The sequence below is a fragment of the Mesorhizobium sp. M6A.T.Cr.TU.016.01.1.1 genome (assembly GCF_003952585.1).
GTDB classification, from domain to species: domain Bacteria; phylum Pseudomonadota; class Alphaproteobacteria; order Rhizobiales; family Rhizobiaceae; genus Mesorhizobium; species Mesorhizobium mediterraneum.
In genome coordinates this window covers 4546272-4572006 of the sequence record NZ_CP034452.1, presented here as the reverse complement: position 1 = coordinate 4572006, position 25735 = coordinate 4546272, and the positions used below count along the sequence as shown (strand labels likewise).

25 protein-coding genes and 1 pseudogene are annotated in these 25735 nt (G+C 64.1%); 4 read left to right on the top strand and 22 right to left on the bottom strand.

Annotation, left to right across the window (positions count from 1 at the left end):
- Window positions 1–7: 7 nt before the first annotated feature.
- Window positions 8–721, top strand: coding sequence for an SOS response-associated peptidase (locus EJ075_RS22020; protein WP_126105729.1), 714 nt, complete (start codon window positions 8–10; stop codon window positions 719–721).
- On the opposite strand, the gene EJ075_RS22015 is transcribed toward EJ075_RS22020, so the two are convergent.
- The 4 genes from EJ075_RS22015 to EJ075_RS33230 all read right to left on the bottom strand — a co-directional run bounded on the left by EJ075_RS22015 (window position 718) and on the right by EJ075_RS33230 (window position 3066).
- Window positions 718–978: a hypothetical protein gene (locus tag EJ075_RS22015; RefSeq protein WP_126105728.1), complete on the bottom strand. Its 261-nt coding sequence runs from the start codon at window positions 976–978 to the stop codon at window positions 718–720. The genes EJ075_RS22020 and EJ075_RS22015 overlap by 4 nt on opposite strands.
- 3 nt (window positions 979–981) lie before the next feature.
- Entirely contained in the window at window positions 982–1242 is a 261-nt protein-coding gene (locus EJ075_RS22010; RefSeq protein ID WP_126105727.1) for a hypothetical protein, read from the bottom strand.
- Window positions 1243–2376: 1134 nt separating this feature from the next.
- A complete protein-coding gene (locus EJ075_RS21995; protein WP_126105726.1) occupies window positions 2377–2673 on the bottom strand; it encodes a hypothetical protein in 297 nt (98 codons plus the stop codon).
- Between the two features lie 231 nt (window positions 2674–2904).
- On the bottom strand, window positions 2905–3066 hold the full coding sequence (locus tag EJ075_RS33230; protein WP_164547162.1) for a hypothetical protein: 162 nt from the start codon (window positions 3064–3066) through the stop codon (window positions 2905–2907).
- Window positions 3067–3289: 223 nt separating this feature from the next.
- On the opposite strand from EJ075_RS33230, the gene EJ075_RS21990 reads away from it, so the two are divergent.
- Window positions 3290–3961, top strand: a complete 672-nt coding sequence (locus tag EJ075_RS21990; protein ID WP_095482857.1) for a Crp/Fnr family transcriptional regulator — start codon at window positions 3290–3292, stop codon at window positions 3959–3961.
- A 197-nt stretch (window positions 3962–4158) separates the two neighbouring features.
- On the opposite strand, the gene EJ075_RS21985 is transcribed toward EJ075_RS21990, so the two are convergent.
- The 7 genes and pseudogenes from EJ075_RS21985 to EJ075_RS21950 all read right to left on the bottom strand — a co-directional run bounded on the left by EJ075_RS21985 (window position 4159) and on the right by EJ075_RS21950 (window position 9282).
- The gene (locus EJ075_RS21985; protein WP_095482728.1) at window positions 4159–4617 is read right to left on the bottom strand and encodes a mobile mystery protein A; all 459 of its coding nucleotides are present in this window, start codon (window positions 4615–4617) and stop codon (window positions 4159–4161) included.
- Window positions 4618–4897: 280 nt separating this feature from the next.
- Window positions 4898–5004, bottom strand: a pseudogene (locus tag EJ075_RS21975) (BA14K family protein); the annotation flags it as partial.
- Window positions 5005–5290: 286 nt separating this feature from the next.
- Window positions 5291–5440, bottom strand: coding sequence for a hypothetical protein (locus EJ075_RS21970; protein WP_023677295.1), 150 nt, complete (start codon window positions 5438–5440; stop codon window positions 5291–5293).
- 4 nt (window positions 5441–5444) lie between these two features.
- A complete protein-coding gene (locus EJ075_RS21965) occupies window positions 5445–5774 on the bottom strand; it encodes a DUF2934 domain-containing protein (RefSeq protein ID WP_126105725.1) in 330 nt (109 codons plus the stop codon).
- Window positions 5775–5896: 122 nt separating this feature from the next.
- A complete protein-coding gene (locus EJ075_RS21960) occupies window positions 5897–6553 on the bottom strand; it encodes a BA14K family protein (protein ID WP_126105724.1) in 657 nt (218 codons plus the stop codon).
- Window positions 6554–6709: 156 nt separating this feature from the next.
- Complete coding sequence (locus tag EJ075_RS21955; RefSeq protein ID WP_126107415.1) at window positions 6710–7816, bottom strand: KamA family radical SAM protein; 1107 nt, start codon at window positions 7814–7816, stop codon at window positions 6710–6712.
- A 161-nt stretch (window positions 7817–7977) separates the two neighbouring features.
- Entirely contained in the window at window positions 7978–9282 is a 1305-nt protein-coding gene (locus EJ075_RS21950) for a mechanosensitive ion channel domain-containing protein (protein WP_126105723.1), read from the bottom strand.
- Between the two features lie 595 nt (window positions 9283–9877).
- On the opposite strand from EJ075_RS21950, the gene EJ075_RS21945 reads away from it, so the two are divergent.
- Complete coding sequence (locus tag EJ075_RS21945; protein WP_126105722.1) at window positions 9878–10309, top strand: methyltransferase domain-containing protein; 432 nt, start codon at window positions 9878–9880, stop codon at window positions 10307–10309.
- 69 nt (window positions 10310–10378) lie between these two features.
- Here the strand turns inward: EJ075_RS21945 and EJ075_RS21940 are convergent, their stop codons facing one another.
- Window positions 10379–12001: an ABC-F family ATP-binding cassette domain-containing protein gene (locus tag EJ075_RS21940; protein ID WP_126105721.1), complete on the bottom strand. Its 1623-nt coding sequence runs from the start codon at window positions 11999–12001 to the stop codon at window positions 10379–10381.
- 223 nt (window positions 12002–12224) lie between these two features.
- Here EJ075_RS21940 and EJ075_RS21935 point away from each other — a divergent pair, with 223 nt between their 5' ends.
- Complete coding sequence (locus EJ075_RS21935; RefSeq protein WP_126105720.1) at window positions 12225–12554, top strand: hypothetical protein; 330 nt, start codon at window positions 12225–12227, stop codon at window positions 12552–12554.
- Between the two features lie 64 nt (window positions 12555–12618).
- On the opposite strand, the gene EJ075_RS21930 is transcribed toward EJ075_RS21935, so the two are convergent.
- From EJ075_RS21930 to EJ075_RS21885, 10 genes are all read right to left on the bottom strand, one after another.
- Window positions 12619–14631: an amidase gene (locus EJ075_RS21930; protein ID WP_126105719.1), complete on the bottom strand. Its 2013-nt coding sequence runs from the start codon at window positions 14629–14631 to the stop codon at window positions 12619–12621.
- A 100-nt stretch (window positions 14632–14731) separates the two neighbouring features.
- A complete protein-coding gene (locus EJ075_RS21925; protein ID WP_126105718.1) occupies window positions 14732–16204 on the bottom strand; it encodes a WD40 repeat domain-containing protein in 1473 nt (490 codons plus the stop codon).
- A 117-nt stretch (window positions 16205–16321) separates the two neighbouring features.
- Window positions 16322–17092 carry an exodeoxyribonuclease III gene (locus EJ075_RS21920; protein ID WP_126105717.1) on the bottom strand — a complete coding sequence of 257 codons (771 nt, stop codon included), beginning with the start codon at window positions 17090–17092 and terminating at the stop codon, window positions 16322–16324.
- 9 nt (window positions 17093–17101) lie between these two features.
- Window positions 17102–17746, bottom strand: a complete 645-nt coding sequence (locus EJ075_RS21915; RefSeq protein ID WP_126105716.1) for an alpha/beta fold hydrolase — start codon at window positions 17744–17746, stop codon at window positions 17102–17104.
- 186 nt (window positions 17747–17932) lie between these two features.
- Complete coding sequence (locus tag EJ075_RS21910; protein WP_126105715.1) at window positions 17933–19027, bottom strand: tetratricopeptide repeat protein; 1095 nt, start codon at window positions 19025–19027, stop codon at window positions 17933–17935.
- Complete coding sequence (locus EJ075_RS21905; RefSeq protein WP_126105714.1) at window positions 19024–19935, bottom strand: Ku protein; 912 nt, start codon at window positions 19933–19935, stop codon at window positions 19024–19026. The genes EJ075_RS21910 and EJ075_RS21905 overlap by 4 nt, the downstream gene beginning before the upstream one ends.
- A gap of 88 nt (window positions 19936–20023) precedes the next feature.
- Complete coding sequence (ligD, locus tag EJ075_RS21900; RefSeq protein WP_126105713.1) at window positions 20024–22504, bottom strand: DNA ligase D; 2481 nt, start codon at window positions 22502–22504, stop codon at window positions 20024–20026.
- A 109-nt stretch (window positions 22505–22613) separates the two neighbouring features.
- The gene (locus EJ075_RS21895; protein WP_126105712.1) at window positions 22614–22838 is read right to left on the bottom strand and encodes a hypothetical protein; all 225 of its coding nucleotides are present in this window, start codon (window positions 22836–22838) and stop codon (window positions 22614–22616) included.
- A gap of 202 nt (window positions 22839–23040) precedes the next feature.
- Window positions 23041–24141 carry a class II histone deacetylase gene (locus tag EJ075_RS21890; protein WP_126105711.1) on the bottom strand — a complete coding sequence of 367 codons (1101 nt, stop codon included), beginning with the start codon at window positions 24139–24141 and terminating at the stop codon, window positions 23041–23043.
- Window positions 24142–24149: 8 nt separating this feature from the next.
- Complete coding sequence (locus EJ075_RS21885) at window positions 24150–25733, bottom strand: GMC family oxidoreductase N-terminal domain-containing protein (RefSeq protein ID WP_126105710.1); 1584 nt, start codon at window positions 25731–25733, stop codon at window positions 24150–24152.
- Window positions 25734–25735 lie beyond the last annotated feature (2 nt).

Below are 25735 nucleotides of genomic sequence, written 5' to 3'. Positions count from 1 at the left end.
GTTCGACATGTGCAACCTCTACAACATCACCACCAGCCAGGAGGCGATCCGCCAGTGGACCCGCGCCCTGCGCGACATTCTTGGCAATCTCGAACCCTCCATCGACATCTACCCCAACCAGCCCGGCCCGGTGGTGCGCAACGCGCCGGACGGGACGCGCGAGCTGGCCAACCTGCTGTGGGGCATGCCGACGCCGATTGAGCGGGTGAAGGGCAAGGCCGACTACGGCACCACCAACATCCGCAACCCGCAATACGGCCACTGGCAGCAATATCTCGGCGTCGAGAACCGCTGCGTGGTGCCGCTCACCAGCTTCGCCGAACCGAGCCCGACGCCGGGCGACAAGGACCCGGATACCGGTATCCAGAGGAACTACTGGTTCGCGCTGAGCGAGGAGCGGCCGCTGTTTTTCTTCGCCGGCCTGTGGACGCACTGGCAAGGCGTGCGCAAGGTCAAGGACGGCCCCGGCGACTTCGAGCTCTACGGTTTTCTGACCACCAAGCCAAACGCCCTGATCGCGCCGATCCACGAGAAGGCGATGCCCGTCATCCTGACAACGCAGGAGGAAACCGAGACCTGGCTGACCGCGCCGTGGTCGGAGGCCAGGCACCTGCAGCGCACGGCACCCGACGACGCGCTGGTGATCGTCGAGAAGCCGGCGACGCAGATCAAGTTTGCGCCGCAGGCGCCGCCGCCACCGGCGCAGGGCTCGCTGTTCTAAAGTTTGAACTTCTGCAGCACCCAGATGTAGCCCTTCGGCGGATGGTCCTGGTCGATGAACTGGGTCTTCACCGTCGTGTCCGTTCGGCTGCATCGTTTGCACTTGAACCGGATGGCTTCCAGTGGCTTGTTCCAACCCACTACCTGCGCGACATCATTCGCCCGGAAGCGCCCGACATGGTAGCAGTGGCCGCATTCCACGATGAGCAGCATGTTGGCCTTCGCGGCACGCCCAACGCTGTCCATCGGCCCGGCCATGGCTCATTTCCGGGTCAAATAATCCTCGGGAAGCGGGAGCAGGCCAAGATTCGGCATCCGGAAATCGGGCTCCTTCTCCGCTACGCTGGCCATCACCTCATGCAATTTTTCGACAAGCCCGCAAAGCTGCCAATACAGCTCGCCATGCGCCTTCAGATTCAATTGCGACGAAAGCACCGTCTTGCGCAGGCTCAGCGCGTCCCTGATGATCGCCTCCGCATCCCTCGCCGACAGCCTGTCAAACCGGCTTTTTCGTCTGCCCATCGCGGCTCTCCCAATTTGTGAGCAACCGCCCCACCTACTGACAAATAGGAAGGCATTCCTCGCAGAGTCAATTCGCTCTTGACATTTTTGTTCCCGTTTTGTTCAATTTGAACAGAAACTAGTGGAGGCATCGCCATGGACCACATCGTGACGCTGGACAGCCGCCAGGAAGCTGCCCTTCAAACCATAGCCGACAAGTTCATTGCCCAGCACAAGGGCGATGCGGTGAAGGCGCTCAAGGAATGATTGTGCTTAATGGGCACTTGCAGGAGCGGCTGGACGCGGTGGAGGGAGCGCGCCGGGCGACGCGTTAAGCGCTCAGAGATGACGGTAGCAGGGCGCGTGTTCAATCGTGCCGTTCGAAGGTCGGCTTAGCGCCATGTTCAGACATTCGCGGTGCTTCTCCAGAGCGGACGTTAGCTCATCGGTAGGAGTCGACCTGCGGACCATGCCTGATGGTAGGTGCAAGGGAACGGCGTGACCCCCATGCGATGAAGCGGCGGTAGGCCGCCGCTCCGAATTTGAGCGGCCCGTCCGGCAACGCTATAATTGACCGGCAGGGGACGTTATCGATGACGCAAATCAGAGCCATGACTGAGCAGGACGTGCCGTCGGTATCGCGGCTCATTGGAGAGTCTTGGCGCAGGACGTACTCGCCAAATCATGGGTGCCGAGACCGCGGCCCGGATTTCGGATGAAGATCACACGCTGCAGCGGATTGCGGCGGAACTGACAGACACCAACAAAATGTCGTTCGTGGCAGAACGGCCAGACGGCTCGATTGCCGGCTACGCGATGGCTAAGATGAATGAAGCCGGCGACGTCATGCCGCCCATTCCGGCATCCCCAGCATCGCACTCGAAGTGCTCGAGGGAAACGACCGGGCAATGGCCTTTTACCGCAAACATGGTTCGAAGTGGTCGATCGCAGGACCGCGTCGCACGGTACAGAAGGCCATGCATCGTTGATTATGCGCAAACTGCTATCGCGCGCCTAGTCGGAACTCGCGCATCGAACAGTACATCACGTCTTCCGTCCCCAGCGCACCGGCGGCCTCCCCGTTCGCAATCCAAATAGACGTCATTCAGCTGTTTGACTGGCATGTCAGCGTGAGCGAACGCGAGGTCCTGAGCGTCAGAAGCCGACAATGAAGCCGGACTGATTGCGATCAGCACGGTGCCGAGCGTCCTTGGGGTCGCAGGTGTAGTGCCGTTCGAAGGTCCCGTCCGCGCGCCGCTGCTTGTCGAAGCCGCGATGTAAGGCTCGATCGCGCGTGGACCAGCCAAAGGGGATCTCGGCCGAGGCGTAGCCACTGCCGGCGGCCAACCGTTTCGGGATCGAGGCCGAAGCGATCCTAGTGCGCTCGATCGTCGTGCCGGCCGCGCCTGCCTCCGCATGCGCGGCTTCGCAAAGCGCATATGATTTCGTCACGTGAGATGCGGATGTCGCCAAGAACGTCATCGGGTAAACGGCTCAACTGGTCCGTTGCCGACAAGAGAGCTTTTCGCTCGGCGCGGAGGCGTAACCACCTGCGAAATGGACCAATGGCGGCAGCATGAATTATAACCATGATCAGATCGTCCCTTCATTGATCTGAATTGACCGGTACGGAACGGCGCGAACGGCACTCCGGGCGAGAGCGTCAGCCGTCCGCGAGGCAAGTTAGGCGTAGTGGTCGATGGATTGGTTTTGCCGCGGCGTGCCCATACGGCGCGCGGTGGCTGGCCCCGGGCCACGCATGTAATAAAGCTCCGGGCGGTAGCGCGGCGCGACGAATTTGCGAAACCCCGCAGCAAATTTTGTGACGGGAGCCAAGAATTTCATGACTGTTCCCTTTCCCTTCGCCGGCTTGCACACGAGCCGGCGGGCCTGACGTTGCAACAAGGATATGACAGTCGAACCAGGCTCGGCTGTGGGAATTCCCACACCGGGAAAACATTGGCGAAATCCGCTCCCAGTTTGCATCCCGGAAAGCGGGGCCTGCGGCCATCAAATTTCCTTGGATAGGGAGTAAGGTGAAGTACACTTGATTGAACAAGAGACCGTTGTGACAGGCTCTCTGGCCTTCATCTCAAGACTTTGCGATGCCGACCTCGCCGCGCTGACCAAACGGTGGCACGAGCGCAGCTATCGACACAACGAGCTAATCATTTCCCACGGCGACACTGGTCGCGATGTCTTCTTCCTGCTCGAAGGACGGGCTCGCGTGACACTGGTTTCAGCGGACGGCAGGGAGATAGCGTATCGCGATGTCGAACCGGGTGACATTTTCGGGGAGCTCGGAGGCATTGACGGGATTGCACGCTCTGCCAGCGTAGTCGCACTGGAGGCAACCCGCGCTGCACGGCTGTCCGGCACAGCATTCCGGGATATCGTGATGACCCACCCGACTTTTGCCTGGGTGCTGCTTGAGCATCTGTCTGCCCAGCTCCGGCGCATGACCGAGCGGGTATTCGAATACAGCACTCTGGTCGTGCGAAAACGGCTGATCGTCGAGCTCCTGCATCGGGCGGAGAAAGCCGCACTCGTGGACGGCGAGGTGTCCATAAGCCCGGCACCGACGCATTCCGAGCTGGCGGCGACGATGAGCACGCACAGGGAAGCGGTCTCGCGCGAAATGAGCGACCTCGCCAAGAGAGGCCTGATCGAAAAGCGCGGCAGCAGGTTATTGCTGCATGACGTCTCGGCACTACGGGCGCTGGTCGACAAGAAGGAATAGCGAAGGCTGTCGCTGCGGCGGGGGGGCACCGCACGTTTCATACTCCTCGGCCGCAAGTGATTACGGCATGCGGAAGGCTGCAACGCGGAATCGTGCCTGGGTCCTGCGTTCAAGAGTCCGCTTCGCCAAGGAGCCTAAAGGTCCGTTTCTGACAATCCGAGCCTCGAAGCTGCCGAGCTTGACCGCCATGCCTAATGTCACTTGTCCTGCCAGAAATCGAGCGGCATTTCGTACATAAGCTCGCGCATGAGGCGCGATACTTCCCGCTCCGTCCGGCGGTCCGACACGGTCTGGTCCTCCATTGCCATGTGCCTGCCTGCCACGCCGACGATCGCCCTCGCCTTTTTTCGAGCCTGCGCGATGACGACGTTCTCGATGTCATCGGGTGGCTCGAAGGCATAGACGAAGCGGCAGCCCATGGCTTCGGCGGTGGCCTGCATGGACTTCAGCGTGATGCCGCCATTGAGCTCGGCCCGTTCCGCCTGCGCGATGCGGGCGCGCGTCACCCCCATCCGCCGCGCAAGCTGCGCGCCAGACATGCCGAGCGCCTTGCGCACCGTACGGATCCAACCTTCCGGGGGTATATGAATATTGCCGCCCTGGGCGAGATTCACCGTCGCCTGGTACTGCTCCCGAACAGCCTGTTTAACGCTCATTGCAAACTCGTATATTGACGCAATAATCAAATCGTCAAGGTATATATATACAGAGAGGCCTGATCTGTCAATACTTATATTGACACTGCTCAGAGCCGAGGAACCCAGGCTTTCAAGAATCCCGAACAATCTCCGTATATGCCCGACCATCAAACCCCGAAAGCGCCAGCTCTCCCCCTCCTGCATCTCGACATGGGACGGACCGGAGCGGCACCTTCCCTCCGCCTTCCGGAAGGTCCAGCACGTGTTTGAAGACGCGCGAGGCGCCGCTCAGCTCACACTCGCACTGCCTGCGCGGGCCGCCGGAATAGGCTGGTAGGAATTGTCTTCCGGCCGATAGGAGCGGTAGCGGCTGAAGCAATATTGCACGTGGTCGGGCGGAAGCCGGCGGCGCCGGCTTCCTGCGACGGAACGTAGCCATCCATTGGCAACGTGTCGCTCGCCTCGACATAGCTGGCGCCATCGTCGGGAGGCTGTGCGGCGCGGTCGGCGCAGCGCCCGCATCGAGATAGGGCGAGATGCAGGGGCGCTGCTCTCCGCTGCAGGATGTATAGTGGTCGTCCCTTGCCTGTGGGAGCGGTAATGGCTTCGCGACGGCTTGTTGCGGGCTGGATTCAGGTTCCGCCAGGCATGCCGCGCAACTGCTTGGCGGGCACCGGCCACCAACGCCGCCTCAATGCCTCTTGAAATACTGCACCTCGCGTTCGTGCTTCTCGGCGGCCTCGCGGGTATCGAAGGTGCCGAGATTGCGGCGCTTGCCGGTCTTTTCGTCCTTCTTGCGCGAATAGAGGCGGTATTTTCCGTCTTTGAGTTTTCTGATCATCCTGTCACTCCCCGAGCTGCTGCTTCCCCTTGAGGTTGCGCGCGGCTTGCTCGATCGCCGCCCGGTCGTTGCCCAGGCTGTCGATCAGCTCCTGCGCCTGTTCGCCCGATATGCCGGTGCGTATCGCGAGGGCCTCCACCGTCAACACGTCGGAGCTCGCGACCTCGCGGGTTTCCGGCAGGGCATCGCCTGCCGTCAGCGGCAGGGCTGCCTCCCTGTCGATCTCGGCCTCGGCCCGGTGCCAGTGCCGCTCGGGATCGCCATGGATCCGGCCTTCACGTTCCCAGATCTGGTATGCGCGCTCACGAATCTTGTCTTCCCGGTCGTCGCCCATGTTGATTCCTCCTTTGGGTATCGGATGAACGCCGCGCCAACCCGAACGATCCAAGAAATCTGCGTGATCGTTGGGTGGAGTCGCAGAATGCGCCATGCACTGCGGCCGCCAGCCCGCCCTGCCTACTCGCACTGCCTGCGCGGGCCGCCGGAATAGGGCTGATAGCTGTTGTCTTCCGGCCGATAGGAGCGGTAGCGGCTGAAGCAATATTGCACGTGGTCGGGCGGAAGCCAGGCGGCGCCGGCTTCCTGCGACGGAACGTAGCCGTCCATTGGCAACGTGTCGCTCGCCTCGACATAGCTGGCGCCATCGTCGGGAGGCTGTGCGGTGCGGTCGGCAGCGCCCGCATCGAGATAGGGCGAGATGCAGGGGCGCTGCTCTCCGCTGTAGGACGTGTAGTGGTCGTCGCTTGGCCTGTAGGAGCGGTAGCGGCTTGCGCACCATTCTGCATGGCCGGCAGGCACCGCCTGCTGCTCGTCCGCTGGCGGCTGGAGAGAGCCGGTGACGGTGGAGTCGAGCGCCGAAGCTGCGGTGTCGGCGGGTTTCGAGGTGCGATCAACCGGGATCTCGCGGGCGGGCCGGGCGGGAAGGCGCTCAAGGCGCTGCGAGGCAGGGGCTACCTTCCGCGGCTCCCTCGGCCACAGTTCGGCGACACTCGAGGTCGGGGCGACCTGGCGCACCGGCTCGGCGATAAGAAGCCAGACAGCGAAGGCCAATCCGCTGGCGAAAACCGCCAGCGTCAGCATGAAGCCGCCAAGTACCGCCGATAGAGCTTTCACCCTGCGCTCCTCCCGTCATCTCTAAAATGCGAGGCATTGGATCCGGTTCCAACGAGGCGCGCCGGCAGGAGCTTTCGCGCTCAAGGGAAGGCCCCTCTCCGTCTCGGTTTCGCCGAGCCACCTCTCCCCGCTTTACGGGGCGAGGAACCCAAGCTTTCAAAGATCGCCGACAATCTCCATGTACGCCCTCACCTCCCCATCCTGCCCGCGAATCCGCCAGCTCTCACCGTCCTGCGCCTCGACATAGGACGGGCCAAGCGGCACCTTGCCTCCGCCATCCGGCAGGTCCAGCACATAGACGGGGTTGCAGATGCCCGACAGGCGCGCGCGCAAGGCGCTGGCCAGCGCCTGGCCCTCGGCGATCGTCGTGCGCCGATGCGCCATGCCGCGCGCGAGATCGCCGTGGTGCAGGTAATAGGGCTTGACGCCGAGGCGGTACATCAGCTCCCGGCACAGCTCCTCCAGCACCTCGACCGTGTCATTGACGCCTTTCAGCAGAACGCTCTGGTTGAGCAGCACGAAGCCAGCCTGCCGCAACGTGCGGCAGGCCTGCTCGGCGGCATCAGTGATTTCACGCGCGTGGTTGAAATGGGTGACGACCGTGACCATCAGCCGGCCCTGCAGAGAGCGAACCAGCCCTGGTGTGACACGCGAGGGCAGAGCGACGGGCACGCGCGTGTGGATGCGTAAGAGCCGCACATGCGGAACCGCCTCGATGCGGGCGTGAATTTCGGCCAGCGCCTTGTCCGGCAGCGACAGCGGGTCGCCGCCGGTCAGGATCACCTCGCGGATTTCGGGATGGGCCTCGATATAGGCGAAGGCCGGCTCCATCGCCTCGCGCGAAAAACCCCGGCCGATCGAGGTCAGCGACTCCTTACGAAAACAGAACCGGCAATAGACCGCGCATTGATAGGTCGGAAACAAGAGAACCCGGTCGGCATGGCGATGCGTCAATCGCGGCACCGGACTGAAGGCATGATCGGCGATCGGATCGTCGAGCTCGCCTTCCTGCTCTGCCAATTCGTTGGCCGAAGGAATGACCTGCGCCCGGATGGGATCGGCGGGATCGTTCCAGTCGATCAGATCGAGATAGGTTTTTGGGATGCGAACCTTGTGGCGCGTGGCCGCGGCTTGGGCCGCCGCGCGCTCGGCTGGCGACAGTGGCAGCGAATCCAGATCGCGCACATGCCGCACGCCCGCGCGAACATCGTCCTGCCACGCGGCGTCGTCATCGGCCGGCATGCCGGCTGCATCGACAACCATGCTGGCGTCGGCGAGATGTGAGGTCATCGAGGGGCTCCTTGAATTCGGGGCTGGATACAGCATTGGAGCCGAGGCTTGAAGGGAATAAGCGGCGTTGCGATGGCACGGACGAAAAGGCCGCTCTCAGCTTCGGCGCCGCGACCCTGCTGCACCCTGCCCCATCAGCGCCCGCGTGATGTCCCAACGCGCCCGTCCGGCTTCATGATGATCTCGCGATGCGGATAGGGGATGTCTATGCCGTTTTCCCTAAAGGTGTCCCACAGCGCCAGCAGCACCCTGCCGCGCACGTTGGTGAGGCCTTGCTGCGGATCGTGGATCCAGAAGCGCAGGACGAAATTGAGCGAGGAGTCGCCGAAGTCCGTGAGCCAGCAGACCGGCCGCCGGCCCGCTTCGACCCGGCCGACGCTCGTGGCGGCCGCTATCGCCAGTTCACTGACCTTATGCGGGTCGGCATCGTAAGAGACCCCGAAATTGACGTCGAGCCGCACAAGGTTATCGCTGAACGACCAGTTGATGACCCTTTGGGTGATGAAGTCTTCGTTCGGGATCAGGTATTCGCGGCCGTCGCGCGTCACCACCGAGACAAATCGCGCCCGCAATTCGCGTACCCAGCCGAAGGTGCCTTCGAGCGAAATGGTGTCGCCCGGTTTGATCGACTTGTCGAGAAGGATGATCATGCCGGAGACGAAATTTGAAACGACCTTTTGCAGCCCGAAAGCCAGGCCGACGCCGACGGCGCCGGAGAATATCGTCAGAGCCGTCAGGTCGAGACCGACGGAAGACAGGGCGATGGCACCCGCGACCAGCACAAGGCCGACCTTTGCGACCTTGCCGACGAGGACGCGGATCGAGGGTGTCAGCTCTTCGGAGATCCGGACGCGCTCATCGATATATTTGCCGACGACCACCGAAAGCCAAACCGTGGCGATCAGCAGCAGCGCCGCTTTCAGCACCATGAGCGCCGAAAGGCGAACCGCGCCCAAAGGTATTGCGAGGCTGTCCAGGAAAGCCGCGGTGTCGTCATCGATGCCCAGGATGACGAGGGCCGCATAGATCCAGGTGAGCCAGGCGAGAGCCCGCGCGACAAAGCGGTTGCGGATGATGCGCGACAGCACCGACGCGAACAGCCACGCGAGGGATAGCGAGAGCGCGATAGTGATGAAATGGCTCCGGCTTGGCCAGGTGACGGCGCGCATGAGAAAGAGCGCGGCAAGCAGGAAGACCGTGAACAGGATCCAGTCGGTGCGCCGCAACAGGGCAACCACGACCCTCAACAGTCCGGGATGGCCCTTTATCTGGCGTGCCCGGTTCTCCACGAGCGGTTCGATGCGCTGCGCCGCAAGCTTCGCGACGAGGAAGAGCACGACGATGATTGCGGCCTGATAGAAAAACCACGGCGTGACGGCGTAGTCGAACCATCGGCTGGCCCAGGCCAGCGATTCATCGATGGCGTTGCGAAAATCCATTCCCACACGACCGTTATGGACTGGCGAACAGCAACTCGCCATCCACAATGTCGCCGGCCTCCTGAATGGTCAAGCCGACCACCAAGACGCCTTCCAGGCCTCCGCTCTGCGCATCAGCCCTGCAAGTCCGGCGGCTCCTGCCAAAGCGTTCGGGACAGTCAGGTATAGCCGCTGCCATAGGTGTGGATGTCTCGGGCGTCAGTTCGGCACCCGGTTCGAGCGCACGGCCGATCAGAAACAACCGCTGGAAATCGCTAACTCATAACATTAGCTTGCGCTCACATTAGCTTGAGCGTATGTATCTAAATTGGCCGGTGATCTACCCCCCAACCGGTTAGGCTCGGCGCCAGTCCCCCCCTCAGGCCAACGACGCCGGGCCGCTCCGGGCTTGGTCCGGGAAGCCCTGCTTTAAGTGCCCCCCACTGTTCCTGTCGCGGCAGTTGAGAAAGTCGACCGATCGTCGGCCTTTTCGATATCGATCAAGGGGCCTCGCCCACCGGCGGTGAACACATCGACGATGTCCCCTCAGGTGTCGGCCTTCCCGTCGCCAGCCATGGTCGCTAATCTCGGCTCAGGGAAAGGCTGGAGAAGAGGAATGGCGAACGACTTGTCGCCAAGGCTTTTGGCGATCGTCGATGCGCTGCCTTTGCGGCAGGGCATGCGGGTGCTCGAGATCGGCTGCGGACCGGGTGCTGCGGCGCGCGAGATCGCACGCCGGATTGGCGACGGCCACGTGCTGGCGATCGACCGCTCGGCCAAGGCCATCGCGCAGGCCAGGGCCGCCTCGCGCGCCGAGATTGCAGCGGGCCGGCTGAGCCTTCGTCAGGTCGCTATCGAGGACTTCAACCTAGAGGCGGACGAGAAGCCCTTCGACATTGCCGTTGCGGTGCGCGTCGGCGCACTGGACGGGCGTCATCCCAAGGCAGGAAAAATCGCCCTGCAACGGCTTGAGGCCGCGTTGACGGCGCAAGGCCGGCTGTTCATCGACGGCGGCGATCCGCTGCGCGAAATTGTGATACGCGGCTGAGCAGCCGGTGGCTTTCTCTCCGGAATCGAGGGTTTGAGTGACGGTGAGCGGCAGCGTCGGGCCTGCGCCTCAGCTCCTCAGCCCCGGCGCTTCCTGCCCGGTGCGCTCGACATATTCCGTATAGCCGCCGCCATAGGTTTGAATGCCCTCGGGCGTCAGTTCCAGCACCCGGTTCGACAGCGCTGCCAGGAAATGCCGGTCGTGCGAGACGAACAGCATGGTGCCCTCATACTGCGAGAGCGCCGTGATCAGCATTTCTTTGGTGGCGATGTCGAGGTGGTTGGTCGGCTCGTCCAGCACCAGAAGGTTGGGCGGGTCGAACAGCATCAAGGCCATCACCAGCCGCGCCTTCTCGCCACCCGACAGCACCCGGCATTTCTTCTCGATCTCGTCACCGGAAAAGCCGAAGCAGCCGGCAAGCGCCCTGAGCGGCGCCTGGCCGGCCTGCGGAAACGCGTCCTCCAGCGTCTGGAACACGGTGCGTTCGCCCTCCAGCACTTCCATGGCGTGCTGGGCGAAATAGCCCATCTTGACGCTGGGCCCGCGCGCCACCGTGCCATTGTCCGGCTCGGAAGCACCGGCCACCAGCTTCAAGAGCGTCGACTTGCCGGCGCCGTTGATGCCCATCACGCACCAGCGCTCGCGGCGGCGCACCTGGAAATCCAGCCCCTCATAGATCGAGCGACTGCCATAGCTTTTGTGGATGTTCTTCAACGTCACCACGTCCTCGCCGCAGCGCGGCGCCGGCTGGAAATCGAACGACACCTTCTGGCGGCGCTTGGGCAGCTCGACGCGGTCGATCTTCTCCAGCTTCTTCACCCGGCTCTGCACCTGGGCGGCATGCGAAGCGCGCGCCTTGAAACGCTCGATGAAGGCGATCTCCTTGGCCAGCATCGCCTGCTGGCGCTCGAACTGCGCCTGCTGCTGCCGGTCGGCGATCGCCCGCTGCTGCTGGTAGAATTCATAGTTGCCGGAGTAAGCGGTCAGCGAGCCGCCATCGATCTCCACCACCTTGTTGACGATGCGGTTCATGAACTCGCGGTCGTGCGAAGTCATCAGCAGCGCGCCGTCGTAACCTTTCAGGAACTGCTCCAGCCAGATCAGGCTTTCCAGGTCGAGATGATTGCTCGGCTCGTCGAGCAGCATGGCGTCGGGCCGCATCAGCAGAATCCTGGCCAGCGCCACGCGCATTTTCCAGCCGCCGGAAAGCTTTCCGACGTCGCCGTCCATCATCTCCTGGCTGAAGCCGAGGCCGTCGAGCACCTCGCGGGCGCGGCCATCCAGCGCATAGCCGTCGAGCTCCTCGAACCGCGCCTGCAGGTCGCCATAGCGGGCGATGATGGCGTCCATTTCACCTGATCGCTCCGGGTCGCCCATGGCGGCTTCGAGCTCGCGCATCTCGGCTGCCACTTCGCTCACCGGCCCGGCGCCGTCCATCACTTCGGCGACAGCGCTACGGCCTTCCATGTCGCCGACATCCTGGCTGAAATAGCCAATAGTGACACCGCGATCGACCGAGACTTGGCCCTCGTCGGGCTGCTCCTCACCGTTGATCATGCGAAACAGCGTCGTCTTGCCGGCGCCGTTGGGGCCGACCAGCCCGACCTTCTCGCCCTTCTGCAGGGAGGCAGAGGCTTCAATGAAGACGATCTGCCGGCCGTTCTGCTTGCTGATGCTTTCCAGTCGAATCATACTTTTCACGCGTGCCCAAGGGATTTTCCCTGGCCCAATACGCGATAGGCCGCGCCTGCGGAAGCCCGCAAATCAATGGGAATACGTCGCCAGATAGATGCCGGCCAGATAGATGCCGGAACGATCCGCTGAGCGTTCAGATCGAGTTCGAACTGAATTAGCGGAACCTTGGATATCGCCGGCAGTTTAGAAAGATAGGCTCAAACACCGAAAGGAGGATGAGATGAAGACGCTAACCGCTATTTTGCTCGCCACCTCTATGATCGGCCTGACCGCCGGCACGGCAAGCGCCACTTGCCATGAGACGACCGCATCGATCGAAGCTCAATCAGGCATCGCAAAAGACGCAACGCGTGCGCCCCTCGAAACCGACGCGAATACCGGCAACAGGGTCGAGGGCGGCCCGGCCAGCAAGGACGCCAACACCATGCCGCTTGCCAACCAGGAAGGCGGTGGGGATAAAAACCTTGCCACTTCGCAGCAGGATGTCGAAGCGCAGCAGGAGGGCGAAAAGACGGCAGCGGCCAAAGCCGACCCCTGCAAGCCGGATTGACGCGGATTGAAAGACTGGCCGCAGACGCTGCGCTGGATGCCGTGGCACCAGCCGAAGCGCGATGTTACCCAATCCCTCCCGTCTCCGCATAGGCGCCGGCGACGCGTCCGTCCTCAAGACGCACGACGGCGGTGACGATTGAGCCGTACGAGCCGCGCCAGACGCTGTGGATCGCCTGGTGCGTGGCAGCCGGTACGACCGCACGCCCGGTGAAGCGCGCGCCGGTCCGCTGCATGGCCACAGGCTCGCCGTTGACATGAATTTTCACGCTGGTCTCGGCTCCGGCCTCGCCATGCACATCAAGCGTGATTGTTATCTCGTCCTGGCCACCCGCATGCCGCGCCTCGGCGGCAAGCGTGACGGTCACCGGCACATCCTTGGTCGTGATGTCGCCATGCCGGGCGGCAAAGACATCGTCGGCCAATTCCGGCGTGCGCGGCGGCCGGGTGCGGCGCTGGCCAGCGTGCTCGAAGTCGCCAGCCAGCCGAAGCAGTTTCGTATCCTCATAAGCCTTGCCGGCGAAGGTGAGGCCGACCGGCATGCCGATATCGGCCATCGTGCCCATCGGCACGGTGACGGTCGGAATACCCAGGTGGCGCGGCACAAGATTGCCGTTGGCGACCCAGGTGCCGTTGCGCCACGCAAGTGCCGCGGACGCCTCGTTGACATCCGCGTCGGCCGGCCCGACATCGGCGACGGCGGGAAACACCACCGCATCGAGCCCTTGCGCGTCGAGCCAGTCCTCGAAATCGATCCGCCGCGTCGCCTCCAGGCCCTTCAAGCCGGCCTCCAGCTCGGGAATGGCCTCGAACGGTGTGACGCCGCGCATGGCTCGCTCGGCATATTCCGCCAGATCGAAACTGTCGTCATAGCGGTCCGGCAGCGTGCCCGGCGGCTGAGGAAAGATTTTTGCGCCGTCGACCGAGGCGAGATCGGGGATGGCAGGGTCCGCATTGGCGCGCAGGAAATCGTCCCAAGCCGAAATGCATAGGTCCCATATCTCGCGCTCGGCGAATTCTTCCTGAACCAGCCCACGATCGACCATGTTTTTTGTGCCCGGCCGGTCGCGCTCGTAGTTGGAGACGACGGGAAAATCGACCTCGACCACATCCGCGCCGAGCCGTCGCAAATCCGCTGCCGCCTGCTCCCACAGCTTGAGCACCGACGCGCGGGTCTGGATCGGAACGTCAACCTCCGTGTCGCGGCCGATATACATGCGAGGAACGCCGAGCCGCATGCCTTGCAGCGCCCCCTCCGGCTCGAGTCCGGCGTAGCGCGGCGGCCGCACGGCCGAGCTCCTCGGCAATGCCACCCAGGGCTGCGCACGCCAGAAATCGCCCCTGGTGTTCGGGTCGTCGGCGACGATCACGTCGAGCAGTTCGAGCATATCGGCAACGCTGCGCGTATGCGGCACCACCACGTCCATCGTCGGCACCAGCGGCCAGTTGCCACGCACGGAAATGACGCCACGCGACGGCGTGTAGGCGACCAGCGCGTTGTTCGACGCCGGCGCCCGGCCGGAGGACCATGTCTCCTCGCCCAGCCCGAAGGCGGCGAAGCTGGCGGCGGTCGCGGTGCCGGAGCCGTTCGACGATCCAGAGGCGAAGGCGGCGGTCAGCCAGTCGGCATTGTAGGGGCTTTCCGCCCGGCCATAGACGCCGCGCTGCATGCCGCCATTGGCCATCGGCGGCATGTTGGTCAGCCCGATCAGCACCGCGCCGCCGGCCCTCAGTCTTCCGATGGTAAAGGCGTCCTCGTTGGCGGTGAGGTGCTCGAAAGCGGGCGAGCCGGCGGCCACCGACAAGCCCGCCACCTTATAGCTGTCCTTGGCGGTGTAGGGGATGCCGTCCAGCGGCCCGAGCGTCGCGCCGTCCCGGCGGCGCCGGTCGGACGCGTCCGCCTCTTCGAACATCTTTGGATTGAGCACGGGAACGGCGTTGAGGGTGATGCCATGCCGGTCGTAGTGCGCAATTCTGCGCAGGCAGGCGCCGACCAGCTCGACGCTGGTGACGGTGCCGGCCTCCAGCGCCCGCCGCAACTGTTCGATCGACGCCTCGACGAAGTGGAGATTCGTCATGTTCGGTCCCTACACCCTGGGCGACGATGGGGCCTTGGGCCGATTTTGTACAGGTCGCGTTTGCCCTCGAAACTAATCTGCGCGGAGGAGCTTACGGCGATCACTCCGGCGCGCCCGGAAACAGCGCTACCGCGTCACCGCCGCCTGCCGGCCAGTCCCGGATGGTGCGGTCGTAGCCGCCGGTCAGCACCGTGCCGTCGGCGGCGAATGCCACCGCGTAGACTGGGCCGGACCGGCTGTCGAACAGGGCGGTCTCGTTGCCGGTTTCCACGTCCCACAGCCGTGCCGTGCCGTCGAGCGAACCGGAGAGCAGCCGCTTGCCGTCGGTCGACAGCGCCAGCGCATAGACCGTACCCGAATGACCATCGAGGCGGCGGACTTCGCGACCGACGTCGAGATCCCAAAGCTTCATCGTATAGTCGCCGCTGCCGGTGATCAGATGGCGCCCGTCGGCCATGAACACCACGCCATAGGGGCCGCGCTCATGCCCGTGCCAGCTGCGCAGCTGCTTGCCGGTGCCGATGTCCCATAGCTTCAGCGTGCCCTCGATGCTGCCGCTGATCGCGCGTGTGCCGTCCGGCGAGACGGCGATCCCGCTGATCGACCAGTCGTGCCCCGGCATCACATACAGCACCGAGCCTTTCTCGATATCCCAGACGATGACCCTGCCGATGTCGTGCCCGCTGACCGCACGTTTGCCGTCGGGACTGATCGCGAGCTTGTTAACGCCACCGTTCTGGCCTGACGAGAATACGTGCAGCACAGCGCCATCGGAGAGCTGGCGCAGCACGATCTCGCCATCGTCGCCGGCCGTCAGCGCCCGCGCCCCATCGGGCAGGAAAAGCGCTGTCCGCGCCATGTCCTTGTGGACGCCGAGGGTGCGGATCAGGCGCTTGCCCTCGATATCCCAGAGCTTGATCGTGCGGTCGGTGCTGGCGCTCAGGATCGAGTGCCCGTCAGGCGCAACTGCCAGCCAGACGACGGGCTCGCGGTGGCCATCCGCCTGCGTCGGCTGCGGCGGCGGAGCCTGGGGCAGCGGCGCAACAGTCTGCGGTGGCGGGGCTGGAGCAGCCTCCGGCGGTGAGGCGGGTGGGGCAAGCGCGATCTCGGATGGCGAGGCAGGAGCCGGCGGCTGTACCGGTTCCGCGCTGGCGACGTCTTCGCCCTTCGGCGTGCTCGGCGCGGGTTGCTCGGCGGTCAGGCTTTTGCCGGCGTCCTGTGGCTGTCGCAACCAGGGGCCGAGTTGGTCGGCCACCAAAGCGAGTACGGCAAGGAACGGAATGACGACGAAGATCTTCCGCAGGCGTGATCGTCCGGCGGGTTGCGTTTCGGCACCCCTGCCGAACAGCGGCACCTTCGGATCTTGCGTCGATCGGCCCGGCAACAGGCCGGCCCAGAACAGCAGGGCTGCAAGGGCTGAGCAAACGCCCGCCGCCCCGACCAAAGCCAGGCGCACGGACGCGAAGCCTTCGCCGGCGCCCTCGCCGCCCAGCGCGAAATACACACGTGTGAAACAGAGCAAGCCGATCGCCAGCAGCAGCACCGCAAGCAGCCTGTCGACAAACCTGTTCATCGGGCTCCCCTCGGGCCGCTATCCGCTTCGCCCGCAATGATGCCGGTCAGCGCCGGGCTTGTCGATGTCCTTCTGATAGTAGCCAATCTCCCCCACAGGGAGATTGGCTCTCCCCCCTCACCGCAACTCCACCCACACCGGCGCGTGGTCGCTGGCGCCGGTCTCGCCGCGCACGTCGCGGTCGATCTCTGCCCCGGTCAGCCGACGCGCCAGCTTCTTCGACAGCAGGATGTGGTCGAGGCGCATGCCGGCATTGCGCGGCCAGCGGTTGCGGCGGTAATCCCAGAATGTGTAGAGCGTGTCGCTGGGGTGCTTCTTGCGCAACGCATCTAACCAGCCCTGGTCGAGCAGCGCCGCGAACGCGGCGCGGCTTTCCGGCTGCACCAGCGCGTTGTCGTCATAGGAGCGGGTCGGGTAGATGTCGCGCGGCTCGGGCACGACATTGTAGTCGCCGGCCAGCACCACCGGCAGCCCGGTGTCGAACAATTCCGCGGCATGCGCGTTCAGGCGCTCGTGCCAGGCGAGCTTGTACTGGAATTTCGGACCGGGCTGCGGGTTGCCGTTTGGCGCATAGAGGCAGGCGATGACGATGCCGTTGACCGCCGCCTCGATGTAGCGGGCCTGGTGGTCCGCCTCGTCGCCGGGCAGCGCCTCGCGGGTCAGCACCGGCTCTGAACCCCGCGCGAGTATGGCGACGCCGTTCCAGGTCGGCTGCCCCACCCACACCGCGCCATAGCCGGCATCCGCGAGCGCGGTGCGCGGAAACTGCGTCTGCCTCGCCTTGAGCTCCTGCAGGCAGACGATGTCCGGTTCGGCGACAGCCAGCCAGGCCAGCAGGTTTTGCAGCCGGCTGTTGATGTTGTTGATGTTGAACGTGGCGATCTTCATCAGCCTGCTTCAGCGCACGATGCGCTCGGTCCACGCCTTCACCGCATCGGCCACGGTCCTCAGATGATCGGCAGTGGAGAAGCCGGAGATGCTCTTGCGCGGCTTGAGATCGTGGTCGCCGTCTTCCAGCCACAGCATCTCGATGCGGTCGGAAAGATCGTAGGTCGCGACCTCGTCCGGCGTTCCGAACTCGTCGCGTGTGCCTTGGCAGATTAGTGTTGGCGTCTTCAGCCCTGCGAGATGTTTTGTCCGCAACTGCGTCGGCTTGGCCGGCGGATGGAAAGGGTAGCCCAGGCAGAGCAGCCCGGCGATCTTGCCTTCGGCGAACGTTTCGTCGGCGATCATCGAGGCGACGCGTCCGCCCATCGACTTGCCGCCGATGATGAGCGGCCCCTTCACGCCCTTCGCCCTGAGGTCGGCGATCGCCTTGATGTATTCGGGATTCACCGTCTCGGCGCGCGGCGGCGGCTTGCGGTGGCCGTAGCGGCGGGCGGCCATGTAGTGGAATTCAAAGCGCGCGACGCGGAAGCCGGCTGCGGCAAGTGCTTTGGCTGTCGCAGCCATCGAAGCCGAATCCATCGGCGCCCCGGCACCGTGCGCGAGCAGGATGGTGAGGGGGGCGGTTTCGGGGCCGTCGAAGAGGAAGGTGGTCATTGGAACTCCAACGTTGACGACCCCTTCTCCCCTTGTGGGAGAAGGTGGCCGAGCGAAGCTCGGTCGGATGAGGGGTGTTGGACGGAATACCAACGTCTCATTTCTACCAGCACCCCTCATCCGTCTCGGCGCCAATGCGCCGATCCACCTTCTCCCACAACAAGAGGAGAAGGGAGCGCCATCGCCTCACCCCGCCGACTTCTGCGCCAGCTGCAAATCGACGAACTGTATCCCCTTGGCCGCCATGCGTGCCCATTCGGAGCTGGCGTCGAGCTCGAGATAGCGCGACCAGTTCCGCCGTGCCTCGGCAAGGTTGCCGGCGTCGAACTCCAGCCGGGCAAGATTAAACACCGCATCGGCATAATTGGCATCGAGCGCGATCGCCTTTTGCAGATGCCGGCGCGCGGAGGCCTCGCGGCTTTGGTCGCTCATCAGCCCGGCCAAATTGAACCATGCCTCGACAAAACCGGGATCACATTTGATGGCGCGGGCATAGTCATGCGCCGCCTCGGCTGCGCGTCCAACGGCGCGCAGGCAGTTGGCGCGGTTGAAGGCGGCAATCGCATCGCTCGGGTCGATGGCTAGGCAGCGCTGGTAGAGTGCCGCCGCCTGCTCGTGGTGTTCAGCCTCTTCCGCGGCTTCGGCGTCGGCGAACAATTCTTCCAGCGTGTCGTCATCCGGCGACCCCAGATCGAACAGCAGCTGGCCGTCCAGTTCACTCTGGCCGCCCTCGAGATAGATCGCGTCTGCGCGCCCATGCTGCGAGCCGACATTGAGTGACTTGGCGGTGAGCGAGGCGACCGGGCCGGAGCGGTGCACGGAGCGCGCGATCGCCCCCCACGAAGCGCCGCCAGCAACCAGCCCGGCATATTTGCGTGCGAGGATCAGGTCGCGAAACGAATAGGGTTCGCCATCATGCTCGAAGGCGTCGAAAAGGGACAACAGGTCAAGGTCGGATGCGGCCAGCCGTGACTGGTCGAGAAGCGACTGCCGCGACAGGGCCGAGGCCTCCGGCGCCTTCATCAGCCCGAGCAGGCGCAAAAAGCCGTTCTCGCTGATCAGCTTACGGCCGGTCGCGCGCTCGGCCGCGACGCGGCGCTCGATCTCGGCATCCCCGGCCTTGGCGAGATAAATGCGTCCGAACACCACATGGCTGGTGCGCCTGTTGACGCCGCGTCGCAACTGGCCCTGCTGGCGCGCGACCTCACGCGCGGCCAGCCGAAGCGGAAACGCCGCCAGCGCGCCGACGACGCCGAAGATGCCGCCGGCGGGGACCGTCACGCCTTGCTCTTGCCGACGGCCTTCAGCAGATTGGCCTTCAGCGGATTTTCCTTGGCAGCACCGCCTGCTGCCGCCTTCTTGGCCGCGGGCTTCGCCGCCTCATCGGCCTTGCTCTTCGACTTGGCGGGCGGCTTGGCCGATTGCGACAGGCTCGCCTTCAGCGCATCCATCAGATTGATGACATTGCCCCGTTCGGGCGCAGCCGCGATGATCGGCTTGTGGCCCTTGAGCTTCTCGCGGATCATCGCCATCAGCGCGATCTCGTAGCGGTCCTCGTAATTCTTCGGATCGAAGGTGGTTTCCTTCTGCTTGATCAGCGCTTCGGCCAACTGCAGCATTTCCGGGTCTGGCTTGCCGGCCGGGATGTTGCCGAAATATTCAGCCGTGCCGCGCACTTCGTTGGGATTCCTGAGCGTGCAGACGAACATGCCGTTCTCGCGCGCGCCGATCGTCACCACGCGTTCACGGCTCGATAGCACCAGCCGCGCGATCGCCAGCTTGCCGGATTGGCGCATCGCTTCGCGAAGCACGGCGAAGGTTTCCTCGGCCATCGCGCCATCGGGTGCCAGATAATAGGGCGCGTCCTGATAGATCACGTCGACTTCGCCCTCGTCGACAAAGGCCTCGATGTTCATCGTATGATTGGATTCGATGCGCACCGCGTCGAGGTCGGTATCATCGATGATGATGTACTGCTTGTCCTCGTACTCGTAGCCCTTGACGAGGTCCGAGCGCTCGACCAGCCCGAGCTCGGGATCGACCGGCTTCATGTTGATGCGGTTGTGGGTCTTCTTGTGCAACTGGTTGAAGCTGATGCGCTCGCTCGCGCTCGTCGCCGGATAGAGCCGGACCGGACAGCTGACGAGGCTGAGCTTGAGGTAACCTTTCCAACTTGCCCTGGGCGCCATGAGTTTCTCCTACGCGGCCGTGCACTGTCGAACTTTTGCAGCGCTTCGTCCAAAGGACGAACGGCGCTGCGCAAAACCTACATCCCACCTACAATACCGGCAAATCCCTAGCGAAATCTTCCATGTCGGCCCAGGGATCGCCGGAGCTGGCCAGAAGGCCCGGCAGCGAAGAATAATTCAAATCTTCCGGAGCGTCGATGGATTCCAGATCGGACCAGCTCACCGGCGTCGAGGCCGGCAGGTTTGTGCGGGCGCGCAGCGAGTAAGGTGCCGCCGAGGTGTGGCCGCGCGCATTGCGGTGGTAGTCTATGAAGATGCGCCGCTTGCGGTTGTCCTTGCCCATGGTGGTGGTGAACGTGTCGGGCGCGGAGGCGGCCACCGCCGAAGAAATGGCGCTGGTCGCCTGGTGTAGCTTCTTCCAGTTCTGTTTCTGCGTCACCGGCACTGATATGTGGATGCCCTTGCCGCCCGAGGTTTTGGCGAACGGCACCAGCCCCATCGCCTCCAGCTCGCCCTTGATATGCACTGCCGCCTCGACCACCTCGCGCCAGGCGATGCCCTCGCCGGGGTCGAGGTCGAAAACGATCAGGTCGGGCTTGTCGAGCCGCGTGCGGTGGGTGCCCCAGGTATGGAACTCGACGACGCCGAACTGCGCCAGCGCCAGATAGCCCTTGGCGCCCTCGACCGACAGATAGGACTTGGTCTCGCCCTCGGAATTGGTCGCCTCGAATGTGACGACCGAAGGCGGCATGCCGGTGAAGGCATGGCGCTGGAAGAAACAGTCCTGCGGCTTGCCGGTCGGGCAGCGCACCAGCGACACCGGGCGGCCGAGAATATGCGGCAGCATGAAGTCGCCGACCAGCGCGTAGTAGACGGCAATATCGAGCTTGGTCGGTCCGGTCTTGCCGAACAGCCGCCGCGTCGGGTTGGTCACCCAGATCGTGGCGAGGTCGGCCTCAGCGATCAGCCGCTTGCGCTTGGCCGAAACCGGCGTCGACAGGCCGACATCCCTGAGCCCGCGGAACACGCCGTGGCGCAGCGCATTGTCTGCTGTGCGGTTGGCATAGTGGATGCGGGCCGAGAGCAGCGGCCGCACCCAGTTCATCTCGCGCATGATCTCGCGCGGAACCCCTTCGGGCGCCGACGCGCCGGCGCGCAGCGGCTCCAGCCGGGCCAGCAATTCGCCTGCTGTCGCGGCATCGAAGCCGGTGCCGACCTTGCCGCGATAATGCAATTCGCCGTCCTCGAATTCGGCCATGCCTAGCGCCGCCAGCCCCTCGGCCGCGTCGGAGGTGGTGTAGCCGGCGATGACGAAGTCGTCGGACTTGAGCGCCTTGGTCTTGGTCCAGGTCTTGGTGCGGCCGCTCTGGTAGGTTGCCGTGGCGCGTTTCGAGACGACGCCTTCCAGCCCCAGTTCGGAGGCCTGGTCATAGAGCCCCTGCCCGTCGCCTTCGACATGATCGCTGAACTGGATGGCGGAGTTGGCACCGAGGCCGGACAGCAACTGCGACAGCAACGCCTTGCGCCGGCCGAGCGGCGCTTTTCTCAGGTCCCAGCCGTCGAGATACAACAGGTCGAAGGCATAGAAGTGCAGCTTGTTGCCGGCGCCTTCGGCCAGCGCGTCCTGCAAAAGGGCAAAGCGGCTGATGCCCTTGGCGTCGAGCACGACGATCTCACCGTCGATAACAGCCTCGCGACAGGGCAGCCTGGCGAAGGCATGCGGCAGGTCGCCATAGCGCTTGGTCCAATCGATGCCGGCGCGGGTGATCAGCCGCACCTCACCCTTGGCCAGATGCGCCATGGTGCGGTAGCCGTCGAACTTGATCTCGTGCAGCCAGACTTCGCGCGTTTTTTCCGCGGGGTGTTCACTGCCCGGAGGCTTCGGAACCTGCGTCGCCAGCTGTGGCTCGATGCGGGCGGGCGCCGGCGCCTTGACGGCGCCCGGCAAAGCGCCGGGCTTCAGCACGACCGGTTTCACAGGCCTTGCGGCAGGCTTCGGCGTTGCCACCAGCTCCTCGATGCGCCGTCCCGATTTGACGCTTTCCGGCCGGGCTTCCAGTATGTCGAGCTTGGCGTCGGCGGCGAGATCGCGCTCCTTGAACAGCAGCCAGTTCTTTTTGCCCTCATCCTCGCCGGGCTTCGGTTTCAGCCGCGCCAGCATCCAACCGCCATTCAGTTTCTCGCCGGCCAGTCGGAACTTGAAGGAACCGGTGCGCAAACTCTTTTCGACGTCGTCCATCGGCGCCCAGGTGCCGGTGTCCCAGACGATCATCGGCCCGCCGCCATATTCGCCCTCGGGAATGACGCCTTCGAAGTCGATATATTCGAGCGGATGGTCCTCGGTCTCGACCGCGAGCCTTTTGTCGGCTGGGTTGAGCGACGGGCCGCGAGGCACCGCCCAGCTCTTCAGCACATCGCCGACCTGCAGGCGCAGGTCGTAGTGGTCGGCGGTGGCGTGATGCTTGTGGACGACGAAGCGATTGCCTTCTCCGGCAACCAGCCCGCCGACGGGTTCCGGCGTCTTGCTGAATTCGCGCTTGGCGCGATAGGCCTTGAGTTTTGGGGTCATGTCCGCATGCCAGGCGGGATGCGTCGGCTGCGCAAAAACAAGGACTTGACGCACATCGCTTGAATCATTTTGTCAGCATGCGGCGGGCCGATGTCGTGCCTCACCCAGCTCAATCGTCGGCGGCCGGCGTCAATTCGAGCTCGGCCGGCGACAGACCCTGCTGGAGCTGGCTCAGCCGGAATTCGTCGACCCAGTAGGCCTCGCCGTCGACGAGGACACGCGCTTTGTAGGCGCCGGCGGAGAAGCTCTGTGCGGTGATATAGACCTTGTGACGGTCGAGCGCCTTGCGCACCGCGGCGCGCTTGGATTTCTGGCTGGTGACGGAACTGGCCATAACTCGCTCACACACACTGCCGCAGGAAAAACACGGCTGGTATAAGGATGGCCGAGACCGGCTGTCGTGTCAATTTGGGATGATCAGGCCACCTTTTTCACTCAGCCAGCCCGGGAGAGTCAGCTTTCGAAGCCGCCGCCGCCGCATGACATTGGGCAAGCTGCGCCGGGGCGATGAGCGCTCCCGGAACTACTCACATCCACTATCCGATACCGCCCACCAATTCCTCCGCCCTGGCGATGGCGGCCGCCTGGTGCGGCTGCAGGAGCTGGCCCGCATAGGCTTCGAAGACCGGCAGGAACGGGTCGTCTATTTCAGTCCTGATGCCCGATAATTGCTCCATCACCGCCAGCCCGCAATAGGGCACGTAGGCGGCCGAATAACCGCCTTCATGTGACATCATCAGCCGCCCGCCGCAGAGATCGTCCGCCGCCTGCATCAGCAGCCGCGTCATCTCGCGGTAGCTGCCGCTATGCAGCATCATGCGCCCCAGCGGATCGGCCGCCGATGCATCGAAGCCCGATGGCACGACGATCAAGTCAGGCTTGTAACGAGTGAGCGCCGGCAGCACGATGCGTTCGAATACCGACATGTAGGCGCCGTGACCACATCCGGCCGGCAGCGGCACGTTGATATTGTAACCTTCGCCCCTGCCGCCGCCGCGTTCATTGTGGAACCCGCTGTCGGGCGGATAGAGCCCGTCCTGGTGGATCGAGATCGTCAGCACCGACGGGTCCGCATAGAACGCCGACTGGGTGCCGTTGCCGTGATGGACGTCCCAGTCGACGGTGGCGACCCGCTCGAAGCCATGTTTGGCCCGGTTCTTCAGGATCGCGACCGGGATATTGCCGAACAAGCAAAAGCCCAGGCCTTGCGCGCGTTCGGCATGATGACCGGGCGGCCGCACCAGCGCGTAGCCATTGTCGACAACGCCGCTCAGCACCGCATCCATCACTGCCGCCGTGCCGCCGGCCGCCAGGCAGGCGATCTCATAGCTGCCGTGGCCAAAAGGGGTAAGATAGCTCGCATCGCCGCCGCGTTCGTCGCTGAGCGTCTTGATGCGGCGGATGTAGTCGCGATCGTGAAACAGGGCGAGATCGTCCTCGCTTACCGCGACCGAGGCGATCTTCGACAGTTTTTCGGTGAGGCCCGAAACCTCCATCAGGTTGCGGAACCGGCGTTTGGTCGCGGCATTCTCGGCATGCTCGCCCGGCTCGATGGTCAGGCTCGGCTGAAAGAACAGCGCGGCATTGCCGGTCTCGTGCCAGAGATAGAGTTCATGGAAGTTCCAACCCGTCGCCATGTTGTTTCTTATCCTCCTAGGATCATCGATGCGGCGCGTTCGGCGATCATGATCGTCGGCGCGTTGGTGTTGCCGGAAACCATCTTTGGAAAGACTGAAGCGTCGGCGATGCAAAGCCCGTCCAGCCCATGCACCTTCATCGACGCGGGATCGACGACGGCCATGGCGTCGGTGCCCATCCGGCAGGTGCTGGTCGGGTGGTAGAGCGTCGTGCAGTGACCGCGAATGTACTCTGCGATCTCGGCATCGCTTTCGCATTCGGCGCTTGGCGTGATTTCCCCGACCAGCATTTCTTTGAGTGGCGACTGCGCCGCGATCCGGCGGCTGATGCGAATGCCCTCTACCAGCGTGGCGATATCCGAGCCGTCCTCGTCGCTGGCGAAGTAACGCGGGTCGATCGCCGGATATTCGATGGGATTGGCCGAGCGCAGGCGGATCTCGCCGCGGCTGTCAGGCCGCTGCAGCGTGGTGTGCAGCGTGATGCCGGGCTTCGACGACAGGAACCGCACATAGTCGCGATGCGGGCTGATGGCGCCATAAAGCTGCAGGTCCGGTTCGACATCCGGTCGGCTCCTGACGAAGCCGCCGGCCGCCACCCAGGGTGAGGAGCGCGGGCCGCTGCGCGATGTCTGCCACTCCGCAAAATCGCGCTGCAGCGTCTCGTCGGTCCAGGCGCCGACGCCGATCTTGTCCTTGGTGTAGAAGGTGATCGGAATGTTGATATGGTCCTGCAGATCCTTGCCGACGCCCGGCAGATCGTGGACGGGATCGACGCCGACGCTCCTGAGTTCGTCGGCCGGGCCGATGCCGGAAAGCAGCATCAGCTGGCAGCTGCCGATCGAGCCCGACGACAGCACCACCTCGCTGTCGGCAAAAGCAGTCTCCGGCACGCCGTTGACCAGATAGCGGATGCCTTTGGCCCGGCCCTTCTCGACGATCAGGCCCGTCGCCAGCACCCCGGTTTTCACCGTGAGGTTGGGACGTTGCCGCGCCGGGCGCAGATAGGCTTTGCCTGTGCCCCAGCGTTCGCCGTCCTTGATGGTGAACTGGAAGAGGCCGACGCCTTCCTGCTCGACGCCGTTGAAATCGCGATTGTGCTGGTAGCCGGCGGCCTTGCAGGCCTCGATCCAGGCGAGCTCGTTGGGATCGACATGCCCGACATTGCCGATATGCAGCGGCCCGTTGGCGCCATGCAGCGGATCATTGCCAAGCTCGGCATTGCTTTCGCTGGCCTTGAACACCGGCAGCACGTCTTCCCAGGCCCAGCCGGGGCAGCCCATGGCGGCCCAGCCATCATAGTCGGACGGCAGGCCGCGAATATAGATCATCGCGTTCAGCGCGCCGGAACCGCCGATCATCTTGCCGCGCGGCCAGAACACCCGCCTGCCGCGGCAGCCGACCTGCGGCTCGGTGTAATAGCCCCAATCGACGGCGGTGTTGAACATGGTCGGCCAGTCCGACGGCACGTCCGAGGCGAGCGGCGCTTCGCGTCCCGCCTCCAGCAACAGCACCTTGCGGCCAGGATCGGCGCTGAGCCGGTTTGCCAGCACGCAGCCGGCCGAGCCGGCACCCACTATGATCGTGTCGAACATCG